This window comes from Mesorhizobium sp. C264A (assembly GCF_040324515.1).
In the GTDB taxonomy this organism is placed as follows: Bacteria; Pseudomonadota; Alphaproteobacteria; order Rhizobiales; family Rhizobiaceae; genus Mesorhizobium.
Genome location: NZ_JAMYVY010000002.1, coordinates 1956738 through 1977127 on the forward strand (window position 1 = coordinate 1956738; position 20390 = coordinate 1977127).

The window sequence follows — 20390 nt, forward strand, 5'->3', positions numbered from 1 at the left end:
CGCGGTAAATCAATCCAGTCAAAAAAGAGGCCGGAAATTTCCGGCCTCTTTTCGTTTGTTCGCTGACGCCGTTCGCGCTCAGTCCGCGTGCACCGGCATCAGCTTCGGGTCTGGCTTTTCGGCGTGGTGCGGCAGGTCCTTGCTGGCGATGAAGGTGTAGAACATCGGCACCACGAACAGGGTGAACATGGTTCCGACCAGGATGCCGGTGAAGATTACGAGGCCCATCGAATAGCGCGCCGCCGCACCAGCACCACTGGACACGATCAGCGGCACGACGCCGAGCGCCATCGCCGCTGTCGTCATCAGGATCGGCCGCAAGCGCACCTTGGCCGAGGCGACGATCGCATCGCGCCGCCTCATGCCATGCAACTCGCGCTGCTGGTTGGCGAACTCGACCAGAAGAATGCCGTGCTTGGTGATCAGACCTATCAGTGTGATCAGGCCGACCTGCGTGTAGATATTGAGCGTTCCAAGCCCCAGATTGAGCGGCACGATGGCGCCAAAGATCGACAGTGGCACCGCCATCATGATGATCAGCGGGTCGCGGAAGCTTTCGAACTGCGCCGCCAGCACCAGATAGATGACGATTACGGCGGCTGCGAACGCGATAAGGATCGTGTTGCCTTGCTCCTTCTCCTGCCGGGACTGGCCGGAATAATCGATGAAGAAGGTATCGGGCAGGCTCTCCTTGGCAAGGTTCTCCAGGGTCTGCAGCCCGTCGCCCGTGGTGACGCCGGGAAGCGGCAGCGCTGATATCGTCGCCGAGTTCAGCTGGTTGAACTGCTCGATCGCGGCCGGCGCGGCGTTGGTCGAAATCTTCACTACCGCTGAAAGCGGCACCATTTCGCCGGTCACGCTACGCACGAAATATTCGCCGAGCTTCTCGGGATTGTCGCGGAATTCCTTCGGCACCTGCGGGATGATGTCGTAGCTGTTGGAATCGCGGTCGAACTGAGCCACTTCGGCGCCGCCGACCAGCAGCGTCAGCGTCTGGCCGATGTCGGCGATCGGCAGGTTGAGAGCCGCCGCGCGGTCGCGGTCGATGGTCACCGTCACCTGCGGAGCGTCAAAGGACATCGAGTTTTGCACGACGATGAAGCGGCCGGAGGCCTGCGCCTTGTTCTTAATCTGCTCGGCCGCCTCGTAGACCTCGGCGGAACCACCGGTCGAGCGCACCACCATGGAGATCGGCAGGCCGCCGCCGGAGCCCGGCAGCGTCGGCGGCGCGAAGACGAAGGCCTCGACGCCGGCCACCTTGCCGAGGCGTCCCTGGATATCGGCTTGAAGCTCCTTTGAGTTGCGCTGGCGCTCGGCCCAATCCTTGAAGGCGAAGCCGACAAAGGCGCCGTTGGTGGCGCCGCCAAAGGCAACGGCGGAGAATTGCGCCCTGGTTTCGGGAATGTCCTTCACCAAGCCGAGGATCTGGTTGACGTAGGTCTCGGTGTAGTCCGAGGTCGCGTAGCGCGGTGCCGTCACGATCGACAACAGGAAGCCCTGGTCCTCTTCCGGCGCCAGTTCGCTCGAGGTCTTGGTGAACATGAAGCCGGTGAGCGCAACCAGCGCCACGACCATCAGCAGCGTCACCGGTCGATTTCTCAAGGAGGCGGTTACCGCCCGCTCATAGACATGCTCGACACGGCTGAAGGTTCCGTCGACGACGCGCTGGAAGCGACTGTGCGATCCCGCCTTGAGCAGACGCGCCGCCATCATCGGCGTGATGGTGACGGCTATGAGGCCGGACAGCACCACCGAACCGGCGAGCGTCACCGCGAACTCGCGGAACAGCGCACCGGTCAGGCCGCCGGTGAAGGCCAGCGGCGCGAACACGGCGGCGAGCGTGATGGTCATGGCCACGATGGCGGAGAAAATCTCGCGCATGCCGTTGAAGGCCGCCTGCATCGGCGACATGTGGTCCTCCTCCATGTGGCGATGGATGTTCTCCACCACCACGATAGCGTCGTCGACGACAAGGCCGATGGCCAGCACCATGGCCAGCAGCGACAGAAGGTTGATCGAATAGCCGACCGCAAACAAAAGGAAGCAGACGCCGACCAGCGACAGCGGGATGGTCACGATCGGCATCATCACCGAGCGGAATGAGCCGAGGAACAACAGGATGACCACAACGACGATGGCGACGGCTTCGGCGATGGTCTTGAACACTTCATCGATCGAGGCGCTGATCTGTTCGGTGGAATCGTAGACGATTTCGATGGTCATGCCTTTCGGCAGCGTCTCTTGAATCAAAGGCACGATCTTGTGGATCGCCTCCGCCGTTGTCAGCGGGTTGGCGGCCGGCGTCGGGAAGATGGCGAGGAAGGTGCCGGGCTTGCCATTGAAGCTCACCCTCGTGTCGGTGCTCTCGGCGGCAAGCTCGACTCGCGCCACGTCGCGCAAGCGCACCACCTGGCCGTCCGTCGAGCGCAGCGGAAGCTCGGCAAAGGCCTCAGGCGTCTGCAGCGTCGAGCGAACCGTGATCGAGGAGACGACATATTCGTTCTCGGTGTTGCCGGGCGCCGACAGGAAGTTGGAGTTGTTGATCGCCGCCAGCACTTCGGCGGCGGTGACGCCACGCGCAGCAAGCTTGACCGGGTCGATCCAGACCCGCATCGAATATTCCTCGGCGCCGAAGATCTGCACGTCGGCGACACCTTCGACCGTCGACATGCGGGGCCGCACGACGCGCTCGATATATTCGGTGAGTTGCTCCTTGCTCATGTTCGGATTCTGCATCGAGATGTACATCATCGCGAACTCTTGGCCGGTGCCCTTGACGATGACCGGGTCCTTAGATGCATCCGGCAAGGTGCCGCGTACGCCCTGCACTTTCGACAGGACCTCGGTCAGCGCGACATCCGGATTGGAGCCGAGCTTCATCTGGACGACCACAGTGCTCGAAGACGGCCGGCTGGACGAGGTGACGTAGTCGATGTTCTCGGTCGAGGCGACGGCCCGCGCGATCGGGGCGGAGATGAAGCCCTGGATCAGGTCGGCGCTGGCGCCGGGATAGGCGGTGGTGATGGTGATCGCCGTCTCGTCAACCTTGGGATACTGCCGGATCGACAGGTTGAAGATGCCCTGGAAACCCAGGAGCAGGATCATACAGGCGAGGACGGTGGAGAGGACCGGCCGGCGAATGAAGATGTCGGAAAAGTTCATTGCTGAGCCTGCTGGTTCGCCGACTTGCTGGGGTCAATGGTGTTGTCGACAGCGACGGACATGCCGTTGAAGAGACGGTTTTGGCCGGCGGTGACGACCTCGTCTCCAGCCTTGATGCCCTCGACGATCTCGACCATGCCGTCGTTGCGGCGGCCGGGCTTCACGAACACCTGCGACAGCACGAGCGCCGGTTTTTCCGGTTCTGCCGCGGGCTTCGCCGGGTCGACAGCCGGCTTGTCCGCGGGCTTCGCCGCGGCGTCTTCGGCAGCCGGTTTCGCGTCTGCCGGCTTTGCATCTGCCGCCGGCTTTGCCGCGTCGGCCCCTGCAGCAGGCTTTTCCTCGGGTTTCGCGGCTGGGGCGCCTTCCGCCGGCTTCGCCGGAACGACGACGAAGACGAAGTCGCCATAGAGGCTCGACGTCAATGCCGTCTGCGGCAAGGACAGAATGTTTTTCTCCTGCGGCAGCTCGACGCGAACCTGGACGAACTGGCCGGGCGTCAGCTTGCCGTCAGGGTTGGCGACCTCGCCGCGGACGGACACCAGGCGGCTTGAAGCGTCGATCTTGGGATCGATGCCGCGAATGGAGCCGGCAAACGGCATGTCGGCGCCGCCGCCGGTGCCGCCGAGGCCGAGCCGCACCGCCTGGCCTATCTTGAGCAGCGGCAGCTGCTGTTCGGGTACCGAGAAATCGACCCGCATGGTGTCCAGATCCTGCAAGGTCACCACTGCGTTGCCGGGCGAGAGATATTGGCCGAGGTCGATCTTGGGGATGCCCACGGTGCCGGCGAACGGCGCCGTCAGCTGCTTCTGATCGAGCACGGCCTGCAGCTTGTTGACCTGCGCGGCGGAGGCCGATGCAGCGGCTTGAGCGGTGTCGAGCGTGGCATCCGTTCCGACGCCGCGCCGCTGCAGCTCCAGCGCGCGTTCGAGCGCCGTCTTGTCGGACACGGACTGCGCCTTGGCCGCGACCAGATCCGCGCGTTCGACGGCATCGTCGAGCTGCAGCAGGACCGAATCGACCGGCACCTTCTGGTTGGCATGGAAAAGGATGTCCTTGACGATGCCGCTGGTCTCGACGGTAAGGTCGACACCGCGCACGGCGCGTACCGTGCCGATCGCCTCGACCCCCGGCGTCCAGTCGGAAGGCTTGACGACAACCGTCGATACGGTCGTCGCCGGCGGCTTCATGGTGGCGAAATACTGTTTGATAGCGTTGTCGCGGAACAGGTTGAAGCCGACAACGCCGACGCACACCAGAGCGAGCAGAAGCAGAATTGCGGTGATAGAGATGAAGCGCTTCACGAACTGTCCCCTCGGCCGATGTCCGGCAAAATAGCCGAATAGCGGGACACTTATCGACGCCAGGTCCCGATTACAAATGACGGCGGACTTACTGTACCGTCTGGACGGTCTTGTCAATTCCGCCTAGGCTGGTGCGGGGGAAGGGATCGATGAAGACCCAAAGGGCAAATTCGCGCGACAAGATACTCGCCGCCGCCGCCGATGTCGCACGCGAGGCCGGTCCCGGCAGCCTGTCGCTTGACGCCGTCGCCAGCCGCGCCGGCGTGTCGAAAGGCGGCCTGTTATATAACTTTCCGACCAAGGCCAAACTGATGCAGGGCCTGGTGGAGAATTACCTGCGCGCGTTCGAGCTGGCGCTGGAATCGGGCCGTGTCGCCGGCGCCAGCGGCGAGAGCCTGCTCGCCACCTATATCCGGCTCTCGGCGGATGATTGCGAGGAGCCGAAGCCGACGGCTTCGTGGATATTCTCGGCGATCGCCGAGGATCCGGATTTCCTGACGCCGATAAAAGCCTTCAAGTCGCAGCTGCTGCAGCGGCTGAAGAGCGAGACGCCGGACCTCAAGACGCTGCTGGTCTGCTTTCTGGCCATCGAAGGGCTGCGCAGCATGAACCTCTTCGATTCCGACGTGCTGTCCGCCGACGAACGCCACTTGCTGGTATCGGCCCTGCTGGAGATTGCAGGATAGCTCAGGGCGTCGGATCGAAGAAGCGATACGGGCCGGGCGGAAAGGACGGTTGGTGAGCGGCATGGCATAGGCACGCATCACGACATCGGCGATTTCAAGCTACAGCCCCCTGATTCGTTGGATCGATGGTTCAGGAATGACTGCGCGAATGCGCGGCCGACTATGTTGCGCCGCACCATAACACTGCCGTGTCAGCCTTGAGACGGCGCTCGGCGAGGCCGGCAAAGCGCGTTTTAGGGCTGTGATGGCGCCGACATATGGTTATGGCATTGTCATGTTGCGGCGCACAAACTATGTGCCTTTGTAGTCCTCATAACAGTCGCGAGATCTCCATGGGTTCCCTTTCTTCGAAGAATGCGCTCGTCACCGGATCGACCAGCGGCATTGGCCTGGCCATTGCCCGCGCCCTTGCCGCCGAGGGCGCCAACGTCACGATCAACGGCCTTGGCGAAGCCGCGGCGATCGAACAGGAGCGCGCCGGCATCGAGAAGGATTTTGGCGTCCAGTGCCGCTACTCCGGCGCCAACATGATGGACGGCGCAGCGGTGACCGCCATGGTGCGCGAAGCCGAGCAGGCCTTGGGCAGCCTCGACATTCTGGTCAACAATGCCGGGATACAGCATGTCGCGCCAATCGAGGAGTTTCCCGACGACAAGTGGGAAGCCATCATCCGCATCAATCTGCTTGCCGCCTTTTACGCGATCAAGGCCGTGGTGCCCGGCATGAAGGCGCGCAAATGGGGCCGCATCATCAACACCGCGTCGGCGCATGCACTGGTCGCCTCGCCGTTCAAGTCGGCTTACGTCTCGGCCAAGCACGGCATAGCGGGTCTGACCAAGACGGTAGCGCTGGAAGTCGCGCAGGACGGCATCACCGTCAACGCCATCGCGCCCGGCTATGTCTGGACGTCACTGGTCGAAAAGCAGATCCCCGACACGATGAAGGCGCGCGGCATGACCGAGGAACAGGTCAAGCGCGACGTGCTCCTGGCGGCACAGCCGACGAAGCAATTCGTCACCGTCGAGGAGCTCGCCGCGCTGACGCTGTTTCTGTGCTCGGACTCGGCCAGGCAGATTACCGGCACGACTTTGCCGATGGATGGCGGCTGGACGGCGCAGTAGGCGCGCTCCCCCGGCGCCGCTCTTTCCTTGACAAAGACGAAAGATCAATCCAGCATTGTGGCAAGGGGTTCCTTCGCGACGACCCCGTGAGGCGTCAGCCCAATGATCGCGTCCAAACTCTCACTCTGGAGGTGGACGCCATGCCGTCAACAACCGCAATCACCGTAGCGCAGCTTTCCCGCCTTGTCGGTCTGTCCGACGCGCCTGTTCTTGTCGATGTCCGCATCGACGAAGACTACGACGTCGATCCGCGGCTGCTTCCGGCCTCGTGCCGGCGCGACTTCAAGTCTGTTTCGAGCTGGGCGGCCGAGTTCACGGGGGCTCATGCTGTCGTCATCTGCCAGAAGGGGCTGAAGCTCTCGCAAGGCGTTGCCGCGTGGCTGCGCCATGAGGGCATTGCTGCCGAATCCCTTGAAGGCGGCTTCGAGGCGTGGCAGGCGGCCAAGGGACTTCTGGTCAAGGCCGACAAGATACCGCCCCGCGACGACAAGGGCCGCACGGTCTGGGTGACGCGTGCCCGCCCCAAGGTCGACCGCATCGCCTGTCCTTGGCTGATCCGCCGCTTCGTCGATCCCTCGGCGGTGTTCCTGTTTGTCGAGCCGTCTGAAGTGCTGGCGGCCGCCGATCGGTTTGGGGCGGTTGCCTTCGACATCGACGACGTGTTCTGGAGCCATCGCGGCGAGCGCTGCACCTTCGACACGATGATCGAAGAGTTCGGGTTGCGGTCCGAAGCGCTCGATCGCCTTGCGCTGATCGTGCGTGCAGCCGATACGGCGCGCCTCGATCTCGTACCGCAGGCGGCCGGGTTCCTCGCTGCATCGCTCGGGCTGTCGCGCATGTTCCGCGACGATCTCGAACAGCTTGATGCCGGCATGCTGCTCTACGATGCGTTCTTCAGATGGTGCCGCGATGCCACTGACGAAACCCACAATTGGCCCAGCGCGGGCAAAGCGCCATGAGCGCCCTCGCCGCGGACGACGATGCACAGGCTACCGAGGCTCCGATCGTCCCGACCTTCCGCCAAGCCGCGAAACTGTGGGCAAGGATCGGCCTGCTCTCCTTCGGCGGGCCGGCCGGACAGATCGCGCTGATGCACAAGGAATTGGTCGAGGATCGCCGCTGGATCGGCGAGCAGCGGTTCCTGCATGCGCTCAACTACTGCATGCTTCTGCCAGGCCCCGAGGCACAGCAGCTCGCCATCTATATCGGCTGGCTGCTGCACCGGACCGCCGGCGGCCTCGTTGCCGGCATCCTGTTCGTGCTGCCCGGTGCGTTTGTCATGCTGGGCCTCAGCATCTTCTACGTGCTTTACAATGATGCGCCCGTCATCGAGGCGCTGTTTTTCGGCATCAAGGCGGCGGTGCTGGCCGTCGTCGTCGAGGCGGTCCTCCGCATCGGCAAACGGGCGCTCAAGAACCGGGTGATGATGGCGATCGCGGTGGCCGCGTTCCTTGCCATCTATGTCATCAGGCTGCCGTTTCCGCTGATCATCCTGGTTGCAGGGCTGACCGGCTGGATCGGCAACCGCTTGGCACCGGCGCGTTTTTCCGGAGCCGCACGCGGCAAGGACAATTTGCCCGATGTCAGGGGCGCCGTCGACGTCATGTTCGAACGCGGCGACCTCGCTCACACCAAGCCGACGAAATGGCACGCGCCGCGCACCATCGCGATCTGGCTGCCGATCTGGCTCGGGCCGGTCGTACTGATCCTGGCGCTGACCGGCCCTGCCAGTGTTTGGGCACAGCTTGGCGGCTTCTTCAGCCTGATGGCGGTGGTCACATTCGGCGGCGCCTACGCTGCGCTCTCCTATGTCGCGCAGGCAGCGGTGACCTCGTTCGGCTGGCTGGCGCCGGGTGAAATGGTCGATGGGCTTGGTCTGGCCGAGACGACGCCGGGACCATTGATCCTGGTGCTGCAGTTCGTCGGCTTCGTCGCCGCCTATCGTCACGCCGGTGCGATGGGACCGCTTGTGGCCGGATCGCTCGGCGCATTGCTGACGCTCTGGGTGACGTTCGTGCCGTGCTTCTTCTGGATCTTTCTGGGTGCCCCCTACATCGAGGCGCTGCGCGGCAACAAGGCGCTGTCGGCGGCGCTGAGTGCGATCACGGCGGCTGTGGTCGGCGTGGTGATGAACCTTGCGCTGTGGTTCGCACTGCATGTCGTCTTCGGCGCGGTGCACCGTTTTGGTCTTGGGATGGAGCTACCGGTGCTGTCGTCGCTGGATTGGCGCGCCGCGCTGCTGGCGGCGGCCGCCATGGTCGCCATGCTGAAACTGAGGATCGGCATGCTGCCGACATTGGCCGGCTCGGCGCTGGCCGGACTGGCGCTGCTGGCCTTGCCTGCGTAGCGTCCGAAGGCGCGACCAGCCATTATCACAGCCGGATTTTTGAGGTATGCCGGGCCGGCGCACAACGGTCGCGGGCGCTGGTAGGATCAGCGCTGGCCCCGGAGATACGCTTTACGTCGAACCCGATACCGCCAAGCTGAACCTGCTCGACGCGGAGAGCGGCGCGCTGGCGAACTGATTTGACGAGGTTGGCCGAGCTGTTCAAAGTCGATCCTGGATCGCACAACGGGATATGACATGGTGGATTCCGATCGGATCGACAAGCTGATCGCAGGGGTGCCCCCCGCCTTGGCGCTTCGTGCCGGGCTGGACCTTGGCATCTTCACCTGGCTCGGCGGCGATGCTGCGACTGCCGACAGCCTTGGGGCAGCGCTCAAAGTCGAGCCCGCTCGTCTGTCGCGGTTCCTCTACGCGCTCGCCAGCATCGGTCTCCTCGACGTCGAGGATGGTCAGTTTCGCAACGGAGCCGAAGCGTCGGAGTTCCTCGACGCGTCCAAGCCGACCTATCGCGGCGGCGATCATGTGCTGCTGCGCGAACTCTGGGGAGCCGACCTTTTGACCGCAGAGTCGCTGCGGCAGAATCGGCCGGCCGCGCTGCACGACTTTTCCGAAGCGGGGCCAGAATCCGCAGCGGCCTTCAGCCGCATGCTCGCACCGGGAGGGGTGATTTTCGGCCGAAATCTCGCCCGTGAACTGGACTTCTCGGCGGTCAGTTCGGTGATCGACATCGGCGGCGGCGCCGGGACCATTCTGGTCGGTCTTCGCGAGCGATGGCCGCATATTGCGGCGACTTTGATGGAACTCCCGACGGTCGCGGCGGTCGCACCAGCGATCCTGTCGGAATACGGTGCCGGCGATGTGGTTGTCGAAGAAGGCGACATAACGGTCGCGCCATCGACCGGCCGGCATGACTTGGCAATCCTGAAGGCTGTCGTCCAGGTCCTGCCGCCGGACCAGGCGCGCAGTTCGATCCTGAACGCGGCGCGTTGCCTCACCCAAGGAGGCGAGATCGCAATTGCGGGGTGGGGTGTCGTCGATGACGACCGTCTCGGCCCGCCTGAGGGTGTCTTTCTCAATCTCACCTTCCTGAACCTTTACCGCGCAGGCGAATCGTACACGGAAGGTCAGTATCGCGGGTGGATGGCCGAAGCTGGGTTCCGGGATATCTCCAGGTCGCAGCTGACCGACGGCACCACGTTGTTTCGTGGGCGCCTCACGGACTGATTGTGGCTGGAGTAGTTGGTTTCGGGCGTGTGTGGCCCTCAGAGCCAGCCCCGGACGGATTGCACAAAGTTCCTGAGGCGGCGTGAGCCGATCTTTCCCCTTACCGGCAGCGCGGTGTCCCCTGTCTTCTCGATAGCTTCTTCGCAGAGGGGGCATTTAAATGTCACTTGGTCGACAACAAAGTTCGGGATAGCGGCATATTTCGCATTCGTCGATTGGGGCGGAACCTCCGACAGGATGTTGCGCGGTCGCTGCAACTTGCGCCTAGCTAGCCCGTTCGACTACGTCGAATCGGAATGGAGTTTTTAGACATTCGTTTATCTATTCGTGGTTTCTAATACATATGGCATCCAACGCGTTCACCCGGATTTGGTTTGCTTTGAGCCGCCTAAGGCGCGCCACGAACGGTAACGTTGCCGTCATCGTTGCCTTCACCTTGCCGGTCGTGGTTGGCGGCGCCGGCCTCGGTGTGGAGACATCCTTCTGGTATTACAGCAGCCTCAAGCTGCAGGCCGTTGCCGATGCCGCGGCCTATGCCGGCGCGCTCGAGAAAGTCGCGGGTTCCGATAACCCGACCATCATCGCCGCCGCCACGCAGTCCGCGACCTCGAACAATTTTGCCACGCCGGGCACGATCCAGGTCAACACGCCGCCATTGTCCGGCCCGAACACCGCGAAGAAGGCAGTGGAGGTCATCGTCAAGCAGAACCTCGACCGCTACTTCACGGCGATTTTCAACCAGGCGCCCGTTGCCGAACAGGCAAGGGCGGTGGCGCTGATCAATGACGCCTCCAAAGCTTGCGTGCTGGCGCTCAGTCCGTCGGCCTCCCAGGCTGCGCTCTTTTCCGGCAACACCACCGTCAACCTCACCGGCTGTTCGGTCATGTCGGACTCGATTGCCTCGGACGCCATAAAGACGCAGGGCTCGGCGGTGCTCAAGGCCGACTGCCTGATCACGGTCGGCGGCATGGTGCTGAACAATCCAGCGACCACAGTCTGCAAGTCCAACATCACCCGAGCCTTGCCGGCAGCCGATCCTTTCTCCGGCTTGGCGACGCCGACAGCCGGCAACCCTTGCAAGAATGTCAATGGCAACAAGACGTCGCAAACACTCCAGCCTGGCACCTACTGTAGCGGCATGAGCCTCAGCGGCAACGTCACCCTGCAGCCCGGCGTCTACGTCGTGCAGGGCGGTATGAAGGTCAACGCCAACGCGGTCGTCGCCGGCAGCGGGGTAACCATCTTCATGGCAGGCAGCAACACCGTCAGCATGAACGGCAACGCCAAGGTGACGCTGAGCGCGCCTACCTCCGGAGCCTATTCCGGCGTGCTGTTCTACGGCGACAGGACCGGGACTGCGGCACAGAGCACCTTCAACGGCACAGCGGACTCGCTTTTGACCGGCGCCATCTATTTCCCCAGGCAGCAGGTCAACTACCTTGGCAACTTCTCGGGGAACGGCGGCTGCACTCAGGTCGTCGCCGACACCATCCAGTGGTCCGGCAGTACGACCATCAAGCAGGACTGCACCAGCCTCGGGATGAAGAACATTCCGGCGACGCAATCCGTTCAGCTCGTCGAGTAGCGGGATGGGTGGGCGGACCTTGCGCATTGTCCTGGACAAATCCGGGATAGCTGCCGTCGAGTTTTCCATGTTGCTGCCCATCCTGTGCCTCGTCTGCCTCGGCATCGCCGACGGCTGGTCCTACGTAACGAGTTACCTGCAGATGCGCGCGGGCGTCAAAACCGCGGCCAATCTCGTAATGGCCGGCGCGTCCAATGACACCGGAACGCAGGCGGTCGCGCTTTCGAGCTGGAACGACAAGCCCGACGACGCCGCGGTCGTACTGGTCCGCTCCTATTTGTGCGGCGCCACGGTCGTGGATGCGACCACCATTTGCGGCGGAACGAAGCTGCCGACCGTCTTCGTCCAGATAACGGCGACGGGCACCTGGGTGCCCCCGTTTAACTTCGGTGTCTTCCCGGACCCGCGCGCGATCAGTCATCAGCAGGTGATCCGTGTCCGCTGAAAGGATCGGATCCAGGTGGCGCCGTGACTGCTCCGGCGCAGCCGGGCTGGAATTCGCCTTGATCGCGCCTTTCCTGGTGATGCTTTTGTTCGGAATCTTCGCCTTCGGCTGGGCCATGAATGCCGTGTCGACCGTCCGCTATACACTGGAAACCTCTTCCCGGGCGCTGCAGCTGAACAACACGCTTTCGCAGAGCGACATCCAGGCCATCGCCACGCAGAAATTGGTGAACCTGGGTCTGAAGAACGTCATTGTGACGATCGCGACCGACCCTGCCAGCGGCGGTTTCAAGATGGCGCATCTGACCGCCAGCTATGCCTTCGTCATCGCTTTCCCGTATTTCGACCAGTATCCGATAAATTACGCCACGACCGTCACGGTGCCCCTGGTTGCCAGCTAGGATACGGCCGGCTTCGTTGAGTTGGCGGCGCCGAACTCAGACCGTAACGGATCGACTGGGAACCATCGCTCGATCTGAAATTGTACTTGCAAGAGGTCGATTCTCTTCGCGGCTGTAGATGCTTAAAGCTCGCTCCTGAGACCTCAGGGATGGACTTTTTCTATGGAACTAAAGTCAGGCTGCTTGCTTGGTCGCGTCCGTGAAAATCACCGAAAACCAGTCCATCAGTGCTGCAACATGCCGACAGGCTATCTCAGTCACCAAGCCTTTGATCTTGCTGGTGATCCCGACAGGAATCGAACCTGTGACCTACAGATTAGGAATCTGCCGCTCTATCCTACTGAGCTACGGGACCACGCGGCCCGACACATAGCCGCTTCCGATCGTTTCGCCAAGAGGCTCGCCGAAGGCAATGAAGAGGCCGGCCGAAGGCTAATCGGCCGGCCTTTCGTCGGGGCAGGTCAGGCTGCCAGCGCCGTTTCGGCCAGTTTCACCCAGTAGCTCATGCCGTGCGGTATGACTTCGTCGTTGAAGTCGTAGGCCGGATGATGGAGGCCGGCGGTCTCGCCATTGCCGATGAAGATGAAGGCGCCAGGTCGGGCTTCCAGCATGTAGGAGAAGTCTTCGCCGCCCATCACCGGCTGGATGGCGCGGTGGACCTGGGTGTCGCCGGCGACATGTGCCGCGACATCGCCGGCAAAGACCGTTTCTTCCGGATGATTGAAGGTCACGGGATAGTTGGCGTCATAGTCGACAGTGATCGTCGCGCCGAAGGCGGTGGCTATTCCTTCGCAGATGGTGCGGATGCGCTCTTCCGACTTCTTGGCGATCTCTTTCTTCAGTGTGCGCACCGTGCCGGCAATCTCGGCGGTCTCGGGAATGACGTTGTAGGCGTCGCCGGCGTGGAACTTCGTCACCGAAACCACCACCGCCTCGACCGGATCGGTGCTGCGCGAAGCGACCGTCTGAAGGGCGCCGACCAACTGGCTGGTGATGACGATCGGGTCGATCGTGCCGTGCGGCATCGCCGCATGGCCGCCGCGGCCCTTCACGGTGATGGTGAACTCGGCGGTCGCCGCCATGATCGGGCCCGGCCGGATGGCGAACTGGCCCACCGGCAGGCCCGGCATGTTGTGCATGCCAAAGACGCGCGAAATATCGAAACGCTCCATCATGCCGTCCTTGACCATCTCGTTGCCGCCGCCGCCGCCCTCTTCCGCCGGCTGGAAGATGACCGCGACCGAGCCGGCGAAATTGCGCGTTTCGGTCAGATATTTGGCGGCGCCCAAAAGCATCGCCGTATGGCCGTCATGGCCGCAGGCATGCATTTTGCCAGGAATGGTCGAGGCATAGGGCTTGCCGGTGATCTCGTTGATCGGCAGCGCGTCCATGTCGGCGCGCAAGCCGATGGTCGCGCCTTGCCCCTTGCGGCCATGGATGATGCCGACGACGCCGGTCTTGCCGAGGCCCGTCACCACGTCGTCGCAGCCGAATTCCTTCAGCTTCTCGGTGACGAAGGCGGCGGTCTTGAAGACATCGAAATTCAGTTCTGGCGTCTGGTGCAGATGGCGTCGCCAGCCGGCAACTTCATCCTGCATCTCGGCGGCGCGGTTGAGAATCGGCATAATGGTTCCATCTCGCTGTTGGAGCAGACGATCTGGCCTGCTTGATTGCAATTGTGATTGCCATGCTTGTTGCCATCTTGGCACTTTGCCATCTTGGCGTCACATAGGGTAAATAGCACCCCAGACAATGTGATCCGGAAATTGAGGGCCGGATCAGGTCATGCTGGCCATCGCGTAACGAAATCTTACGGAGCCAGGGGCGACTACGGCAAGAGGCGATTTCGGATTCCATGATGCGGCACAGCCATATCCTCAAATTACTGCTAACGGGCGGCTTGGCGCTACCTATGCTGGCTGGGCCAGCTTTGGCCAATCCGGTGATCCTGTTCGACCTCAACAGCGGCAAGGTTCTGCAGCACCAGGACGCCTTCAAGCGCTGGTATCCCGCTTCGCTGAGCAAGCTGATGACCGCCTATGTCACCTTCCGGGCGATTGCCGCCGGCGAGGTCCAGCTCGATTCACCGATCAAGGTGACCAAGCATTCGGCGGGCGAACCGCCGAGCAAGATGGGCTTCAAGCCGGGCTCGGTGATGCGGCTCGACAATGCGTTGAAGATGATGCTGGTCAAATCGGCCAACGATATCGCCATGGCCATCGGCGAAAACATAGGCGGCTCGCAGGCCGGATTCGCCGTTCGCATGAATGCGGAGGCGGCGCGGCTTGGCATGACCGGAACGCATTTCGTCAATCCGAACGGCCTGTTTTCGCCGGAGCAGTACACGACGGCGCGCGATCTTGCCCTGCTGGTGATGGCGATCCGCAAGGAATTCCCGCAATACGCCCCCTGGTTCTCGATCGAAGGCCTTGCCGTCGGCAAGAAGGCGATCTCCAACTACAATCTCTTGATCGGGCGCTATCCCGGCGCCGACGGCATGAAAACCGGGTTCGTCTGTCCCTCGGGCTTCAACATGATCGGCTCGGCGACACGCAATGGCCGCACGCTGGTCGCGGTCGTGCTCGGCGAAAAATCGGCGATCAGCCGTGCCGAGACCGCCGCCAGGCTGCTCGACCAGGGCTTTGCCACGCCCGACCCGAACTGGCTCACGGTCGCGGCCATGCCTTCCTATGGCGATACAATGTCACCCAACGACATGCATGATGAGATCTGCAGGAAGAAGGCGCCGCACGAGCAGTCCGAGGCGGCTCCGCCGGTGGCCGCGAAGGGTGCCGACGTGCCGAAATCGCCCTATCAGGAAAAGCTCGACCACGTGCCGACGCTGGTTGCCGTGGGCCTCGGCGGCGCCACCGGGCCGGCGCCGAAGGCGATGCTCGACCAGGGCGGCCAGGAATACGCCGATGTGCCGCTGCCGAGCTGGCGGCCAGACATTCCGGCGCCAAAGGGGGCCGAACCGGCCGTGGTGGGCCAAGCAACCGCGGTGCAGGGCGACCAGCTGGTCAAAGCCGCGAACTAGGCGATGGCTGGCTTTCCGATACCCGTCACGGTGGTCACCGGCTTCCTCGGCGCCGGCAAGACGACATTGCTCAACCGGCTGCTCAAAGATCCGGCACTGGTCGACACGGCCGTCATCATCAACGAATTCGGTGAGGTGGCGATCGACCATCTGCTGGTCGAGCAGGCCTCGGACGGCATCATCCAGTTGTCCGACGGCTGTCTGTGCTGCACGGTGCGCGGCGAACTGGTCGATACGCTGGCTGACCTCGTCGACCGGCTGCAGACCGGCCGTATCGCCCGCCTTGCCCGCGTCGTCGTCGAAACCACCGGGCTCGCCGATCCGGCGCCGGTGCTGCAGTCGATCATGGCGCATCCCGCCCTTGTGCAGGCCTTCCGACTTGATGGCGTCATCACGCTGGTCGACGCGGTCAACGGCAATGCGACGCTCGACGGCCATGTCGAGGCGGTCAAGCAGGTGGCGGTCGCCGATCGCATCGTGCTGACCAAGGTCGATCTGGCCAGCGATCCCGGCGACGTCGATGCTTTGCGAACGCGACTCCATCAGCTCAATCCAGGCGCCGTGGTGCTGGACGCCGGCGACGGCCGAACCGGCGTCACGGCGCTGTTCGATTGCGGCCTCTACAATCCGGCGACCAAATCCGCCGATGTCCGGCGCTGGCTCGGCGAAGAAGCCGCCCATGAGCACCACCATCATCATGATCATGACCACGGCGAGCATGAGCACCACCACCGCCACGATTCCCGCGTGCGCTCCTACTCGCTGGTCCATGACGGCCCGGTGCCGTTTTCGGCGATCGAGATGTTCCTCGACCTGCTGCGTTCTGCGCATGGCGACAAGCTTTTGCGGATGAAGGGCGTCATCGAGCTTGCGGAGGACCCGTCGCGGCCGCTTGTCGTCCACGGGGTGCAGAAGATCCTGCATCCGCCGGCGCGGCTGCTGGCCTGGCCGGACGGCCAACGCGGCACCAGGCTGGTGCTGATCACGCTCGATATGCCGGAAGATTATGTGCGCCGGCTGTTTTCCGCCTTCACCAACCGGCCGTCGATCGACACGCCGGATCGCGCGGCGCTGGAGAGCAATCCGCTGGCGATAGCCGGGGGCTGATTGTCAGGCTCGCTATGCGCCGCGTTCGACCAGGAAGCGGTGGCCGCCGCTGACGGCTGATGTTTCAACAAGCTGGTGGCCAGCGTCGGCGCAAAAGGCGGGGATGTCGATGACCGCCAGCGGGTCGGTGGTCTCCAGCCAAAGCCGGCTGCCCGGCTGCATTGCCGCCAGGCGTTTTTTCGCCTTGAGAACGGGCAGGGGGCAGTTCAGGCCCTTGAGGTCATAGATCGCGGTGTGATTTGTTTGTTTGTCTTCATGCATGTCATTGTCCCAAAACCGCTGCGCACTTTTGGGAGGCATGCATCGGCAAGGCGAAAACCTCAGCCGCCGAACATGCCTAGCAGCTTGTTCTTGATCTTCGACATCCGGCTTTCGTCCGCCGGCGGTTCCGCAGGCGCCGCCTCGACGCTCGCAGTGGCGACCGGCTGCTGGGTGGCCTGCTTGGCTGCTTCCTTTTCGGCAAGCGCTTGGGCCTTTGCCGCTTGCTTTTCAGCCAGTGCCTGGGCCTTGGCGGCCTTCGCTGCCTCAATGGCAGCAACCCGCTGTTCCTCGGCCTTGCGCTTGGCCTCCTTCTCAGCGTCCAGCGCCGCCATTTTGCGGCCGGCCGGCGAATCGATGCGGCCCATGCGCGCCGTCTCGGTCAACGTGCCGTCGGAATTCAGCGACGGCGGTTCGATCGGCACGCGCTCGCCCCGGGCGCGGCGCTTCGACCAGTCGGAAACGATGCTGGCTTCCTTGATGCCGGCAATGGTCGGCTTGGGCGCCGGAACACTGGCCTTGACCGCGCCGGTGAAGGCCGCGTCATAGCTGCTTTGATAGGCGTTGAGTGCGCTCTTCAGCGAATCCGGCTGCGTGGTCGCCGGGCAGGCGCCGGTCGGATCGAATGTCGTGCCCTCGGGCGCCACCTGGTTGAAGACATAGCGCTTGTCGCAGACATCGACTTTCGGCGGCACCTTGGTGATCTCGAAATTGTCGTAACCGACCTTCAGCATCTTCCAGAACTCATAGTTCGGGTCGTTGCGGTAACGCGCCATGTTGGCGGCGGTCATGCGGAATGGGAAGGCCTGGATCTGGAACTCGGTCTGGCCGCCCTGGAAGGCATCGCGACCAAAAGCGTAGATCTGCTCGATCTGCGGATCGGTCATCGAATAACAGCCCGACGACGAGCAGGCGCCGTGCACCATCAGATTGGCGCCGGTGCGGCCATTGGCACGGTCATAGGCGTTGGGATAGCCGATGTTGAAGGACAGGTGATAGTTCGAGCGCGGATTCATCTGCGACGGGCGGACCGTATAGAAACCTTCCGGCGCCTGGCGGTCGCCCTCGGTGTATTTCGGGCCGAGCTTGCCCGACCATTTGCAGATGTCGTAGCTGGCGACCATCTCGTAGCGGCCGGTGGTCTTGGCCTTCCAGATTTCGAGCTTGCCTTCTTCCTTGAAGATGCGAGCCATCACCGACGAGGTGCGGATCATGCCCTTGGCCTTCATGTCGGCCAGGATCTTGTCCGGCAGCGGCTTGCTGGCTTCCGGCGCAAAATTCTTCATCGAGGAATCGTTGCAGCCGGCAACGCCAAGCGCGGCGATCAGAAGTCCAGTGCGGGCAAGCTTGGTAAACATGGATACGGCTATGTCTTTTTCTCGCGTCACGGCCGGATAGCGCCCGGGCCTGCATGCTGAACACTGACGGACCCTAAGCCCGTTAACCTTGAAAATTCCTTACCGCAAGCGTCGGACGGCGCCCCCCACGGCAATTCGCCCGGTGTCACGGATTTTTTATTGAGCCGAATGCGGCGGCATTTTTGTGGCGAAATTGCTCCTTGACGCCACATTGCGGTGCGCTGCCGGCCAAAATCAGAGGCTGCGGCCCATCGCCAGATATTTTTCGCGGCGCTGTTCGCGAAAATCGGTGTTGGCGCCGGCAAAATCCTTCATCGTCTTGGCGATGAGGTCGCCGGTGGCGGCGATCACCGTTTCGGGCGCGCGCTGGGCGCCGCCGAGCGGCTCGGCAATGATGGCGTCGATGATCTTCATTTCCAGAAGGTCCTGGGCGGTGATCTTCATGTTGGTCGCCGCATCTTTCGAGCGCGTCGTGTCGCGCCACAGGATCGAGGCAGCGCCTTCCGGCGAGATCACCGAATAGATGGCGTGTTCCAGCATGTAGACGCGGTTGGCGGTGGCGATCGCAATGGCGCCGCCCGAACCGCCTTCGCCGATGACGACCGAAATCGATGGCACTTTGAGGCCGAGGCAGGCCGAGGTTGAGCGGGCGATGGCTTCAGCCTGGCCGCGTTCCTCGGCGCCAACGCCGGGGTAGGCGCCGGCGGTGTCGACCAGCGTCAGAAGTGGGATCTGGAAACGGTCGGCAAGTTCCATCAGCCGCACGGCCTTGCGGTAGCCTTCAGGGCGCACCGAGCCGAAATTGTGCTTGAGCCGGCTCGCCGTGTCGGAGCCCTTTTCCTGGCCGATGACGGCCACCGGTTCGCCGCGGAAGCGGGCGAAGCCGCCGATGATCGCCTGGTCCTCGCCGAAATTACGGTCGCCGGCGAGCGGCGTGAAATCGCTGAACAGACCCTTGATGTAGTCGAGGCAATGCGGTCTGTCGGTGTGGCGCGCGACCTGCACCTTCTGCCACGGCGTCAGCGCCTTGTAGATGTCGCGCAGCGCGTCGCGCACGCGCTTCTCGAGCCGGCTGATTTCGTCGCCGACGTCGACCGCCTCGCCATTCTCGGCAAGCTTCTTCAGCTCGAGGATCTTGAGTTCAAGGTCCTGCACCGGCTTTTCGAAATCGAGGTAATTGTACATTCTTGAGCGGACCGATGCGTCGGAAGGCAAACATCGCGCAGATGTAGGCTCCGCGCGGGCACGTTGCCCTCACATAGCGATATGAGGCCTAGTCGGCAAGCGGATGATGATCGTTGACCAACCGCACCAACCGCTCTTCCAGCACATGCGTGTAAATCTGCGTGGTCGAGATATCGGCGTGGCCGAGCAGCTGCTGCACCGCCCTGAGATCGGCGCCGTTCTGCAGGAGATGGCTGGCAAAAGCATGGCGCAGCACATGCGGCGAAATTTTGGCCGCCGATATGCCGGCCCGCGCCGCAAGGCCTTTGAGGTCGCGGGCAAAGACCTGCCGGGAGAGAAAGCCGCTGTCGCCGGCGGCCGGGAACAGAAACGGGCTGTCGGCGAAAGCCGGCACCGACGCCCGGGCCGTGAGCCATGCCCGCATCGCCATGCGGGCCTTGGCCGACAGCGGCACCATGCGCTCCTTGTCGCCCTTGCCGCGCACCATGAAGAAGCGGTCGTCGCGCTGGGCGACGGTCACCGGCAGGCCGACAAGTTCGGAGACGCGCAACCCGGTGGCATAGAGCACCTCGACCAAAGCGTGCAGGCGCAGTGCCGCCACCCGGTCGCCATTGACGCCATCGCCTGTCTCAAGCGCCGCACGGTCGAGCAGCCGACCGGTATCGGCCTCGCTCATCGTCTTGGGCAGCGGCCGGCCTTTTTTTGGACTGTCCAGCGTGCCGGTCGGGTCGTCGCCGCGCAAGCCCTCGGCGTAGAGAAACTTGAAGAACTGGCGGATCGCCGACAGTTTGCGCGCCTGCGACGTCGACGCAAAGCCGCGCGCCGCGATATCGTCGAGATAGGCGCGGATGTCGGCTGCGGCGGCAGCGGCAAGCCCGCCGGCAATCTGCTGCGAAGCGTCTTCGAGATCACGGCGGTAGGAAGACAGCGTGTTTGCAGCCGCACCGCGTTCGGCGCTCATCATCTCGAGAAAGGCTTCGATGCGAGCCGCGCTGTTCATGTTCCAGGGGTCAGTTTTGGGTCAGTTTTTCTTGGGGTTCAGCTTTTCCGGTGGAATGCGCACGGTGATTTCGGCTTTTTTCGGCTCGACGAACATCGCCAACGCCACCATCGTACCATAGGCAATGCCGGCAAGAATCATCATCGTCACGACAAAGCGGAACAGTGTCGGCAT

At 63.1% G+C, this 20390-nt stretch carries 18 protein-coding genes and 1 tRNA gene; 10 read left to right on the forward strand and 9 right to left on the reverse strand.

Annotated elements, in window-relative coordinates:
- Window positions 1-78: 78 nt before the first annotated feature.
- Window positions 79-3162 (reverse strand): efflux RND transporter permease subunit, encoded by a 3084-nt coding sequence (locus NKL04_RS28650; protein WP_023696405.1) that lies wholly within the window; start codon window positions 3160-3162, stop codon window positions 79-81.
- Window positions 3159-4463 carry an efflux RND transporter periplasmic adaptor subunit gene (locus NKL04_RS28655; protein WP_023683944.1) on the reverse strand — a complete coding sequence of 435 codons (1305 nt, stop codon included), beginning with the start codon at window positions 4461-4463 and terminating at the stop codon, window positions 3159-3161. The genes NKL04_RS28650 and NKL04_RS28655 overlap by 4 nt, the downstream gene beginning before the upstream one ends.
- Before the next feature lie 149 nt (window positions 4464-4612).
- Between NKL04_RS28655 and NKL04_RS28660 the strand changes: the two genes are divergently transcribed.
- The 8 genes from NKL04_RS28660 (at window position 4613) to NKL04_RS28695 (ending at window position 12271) form a co-directional block, all read left to right on the forward strand.
- Window positions 4613-5149, forward strand: a complete 537-nt coding sequence (locus NKL04_RS28660) for a TetR/AcrR family transcriptional regulator (RefSeq protein WP_023683943.1) — start codon at window positions 4613-4615, stop codon at window positions 5147-5149.
- A gap of 332 nt (window positions 5150-5481) precedes the next feature.
- The gene (locus tag NKL04_RS28665; RefSeq protein ID WP_023683942.1) at window positions 5482-6270 is read left to right on the forward strand and encodes a 3-hydroxybutyrate dehydrogenase; all 789 of its coding nucleotides are present in this window, start codon (window positions 5482-5484) and stop codon (window positions 6268-6270) included.
- Between the two features lie 140 nt (window positions 6271-6410).
- A complete protein-coding gene (locus tag NKL04_RS28670; RefSeq protein WP_023683941.1) occupies window positions 6411-7229 on the forward strand; it encodes a chromate resistance protein ChrB domain-containing protein in 819 nt (272 codons plus the stop codon).
- Window positions 7226-8617, forward strand: a complete 1392-nt coding sequence (chrA, locus tag NKL04_RS28675; RefSeq protein WP_023683940.1) for a chromate efflux transporter — start codon at window positions 7226-7228, stop codon at window positions 8615-8617. Before NKL04_RS28670 ends, chrA begins: the two co-directional genes overlap by 4 nt.
- Window positions 8618-8854: 237 nt before the next feature.
- Window positions 8855-9841, forward strand: a complete 987-nt coding sequence (locus tag NKL04_RS28680) for a methyltransferase (protein WP_023696403.1) — start codon at window positions 8855-8857, stop codon at window positions 9839-9841.
- A gap of 379 nt (window positions 9842-10220) precedes the next feature.
- Window positions 10221-11426: a pilus assembly protein TadG-related protein gene (locus NKL04_RS28685; RefSeq protein ID WP_348529196.1), complete on the forward strand. Its 1206-nt coding sequence runs from the start codon at window positions 10221-10223 to the stop codon at window positions 11424-11426.
- A gap of 19 nt (window positions 11427-11445) precedes the next feature.
- Complete coding sequence (locus NKL04_RS28690; RefSeq protein WP_245271421.1) at window positions 11446-11871, forward strand: TadE/TadG family type IV pilus assembly protein; 426 nt, start codon at window positions 11446-11448, stop codon at window positions 11869-11871.
- Window positions 11861-12271 (forward strand): TadE/TadG family type IV pilus assembly protein, encoded by a 411-nt coding sequence (locus tag NKL04_RS28695; RefSeq protein WP_023708223.1) that lies wholly within the window; start codon window positions 11861-11863, stop codon window positions 12269-12271. Before NKL04_RS28690 ends, NKL04_RS28695 begins: the two co-directional genes overlap by 11 nt.
- Window positions 12272-12549: 278 nt before the next feature.
- On the opposite strand, the gene NKL04_RS28700 is transcribed toward NKL04_RS28695, so the two are convergent.
- Window positions 12550-12626, reverse strand: a tRNA-Arg gene (locus tag NKL04_RS28700).
- Between the two features lie 106 nt (window positions 12627-12732).
- On the reverse strand, window positions 12733-13896 hold the full coding sequence (locus tag NKL04_RS28705) for a M20 aminoacylase family protein (RefSeq protein WP_023699100.1): 1164 nt from the start codon (window positions 13894-13896) through the stop codon (window positions 12733-12735).
- 233 nt (window positions 13897-14129) lie between these two features.
- On the opposite strand from NKL04_RS28705, the gene NKL04_RS28710 reads away from it, so the two are divergent.
- Together NKL04_RS28710 and NKL04_RS28715 are read left to right on the forward strand one after the other, a co-directional pair.
- Window positions 14130-15308 carry a D-alanyl-D-alanine carboxypeptidase family protein gene (locus tag NKL04_RS28710; protein WP_023694057.1) on the forward strand — a complete coding sequence of 393 codons (1179 nt, stop codon included), beginning with the start codon at window positions 14130-14132 and terminating at the stop codon, window positions 15306-15308.
- Window positions 15309-15311: 3 nt separating this feature from the next.
- Complete coding sequence (locus tag NKL04_RS28715) at window positions 15312-16415, forward strand: CobW family GTP-binding protein (RefSeq protein ID WP_023670662.1); 1104 nt, start codon at window positions 15312-15314, stop codon at window positions 16413-16415.
- Between the two features lie 12 nt (window positions 16416-16427).
- Here NKL04_RS28715 and NKL04_RS28720 read toward each other — a convergent pair whose 3' ends face one another.
- The 5 genes from NKL04_RS28720 to NKL04_RS28740 form a co-directional block, all read right to left on the reverse strand.
- On the reverse strand, window positions 16428-16676 hold the full coding sequence (locus tag NKL04_RS28720; protein WP_027050749.1) for a sulfurtransferase TusA family protein: 249 nt from the start codon (window positions 16674-16676) through the stop codon (window positions 16428-16430).
- A 59-nt stretch (window positions 16677-16735) separates the two neighbouring features.
- Complete coding sequence (locus tag NKL04_RS28725; RefSeq protein ID WP_023701374.1) at window positions 16736-18031, reverse strand: L,D-transpeptidase family protein; 1296 nt, start codon at window positions 18029-18031, stop codon at window positions 16736-16738.
- A 234-nt stretch (window positions 18032-18265) separates the two neighbouring features.
- A complete protein-coding gene (locus NKL04_RS28730) occupies window positions 18266-19216 on the reverse strand; it encodes an acetyl-CoA carboxylase carboxyltransferase subunit alpha (RefSeq protein ID WP_023685389.1) in 951 nt (316 codons plus the stop codon).
- A gap of 88 nt (window positions 19217-19304) precedes the next feature.
- On the reverse strand, window positions 19305-20216 hold the full coding sequence (locus NKL04_RS28735) for a site-specific tyrosine recombinase XerD (protein ID WP_286439652.1): 912 nt from the start codon (window positions 20214-20216) through the stop codon (window positions 19305-19307).
- Between the two features lie 21 nt (window positions 20217-20237).
- Window positions 20238-20390, reverse strand: coding sequence for a hypothetical protein (locus NKL04_RS28740; RefSeq protein ID WP_023670666.1), 153 nt, complete (start codon window positions 20388-20390; stop codon window positions 20238-20240).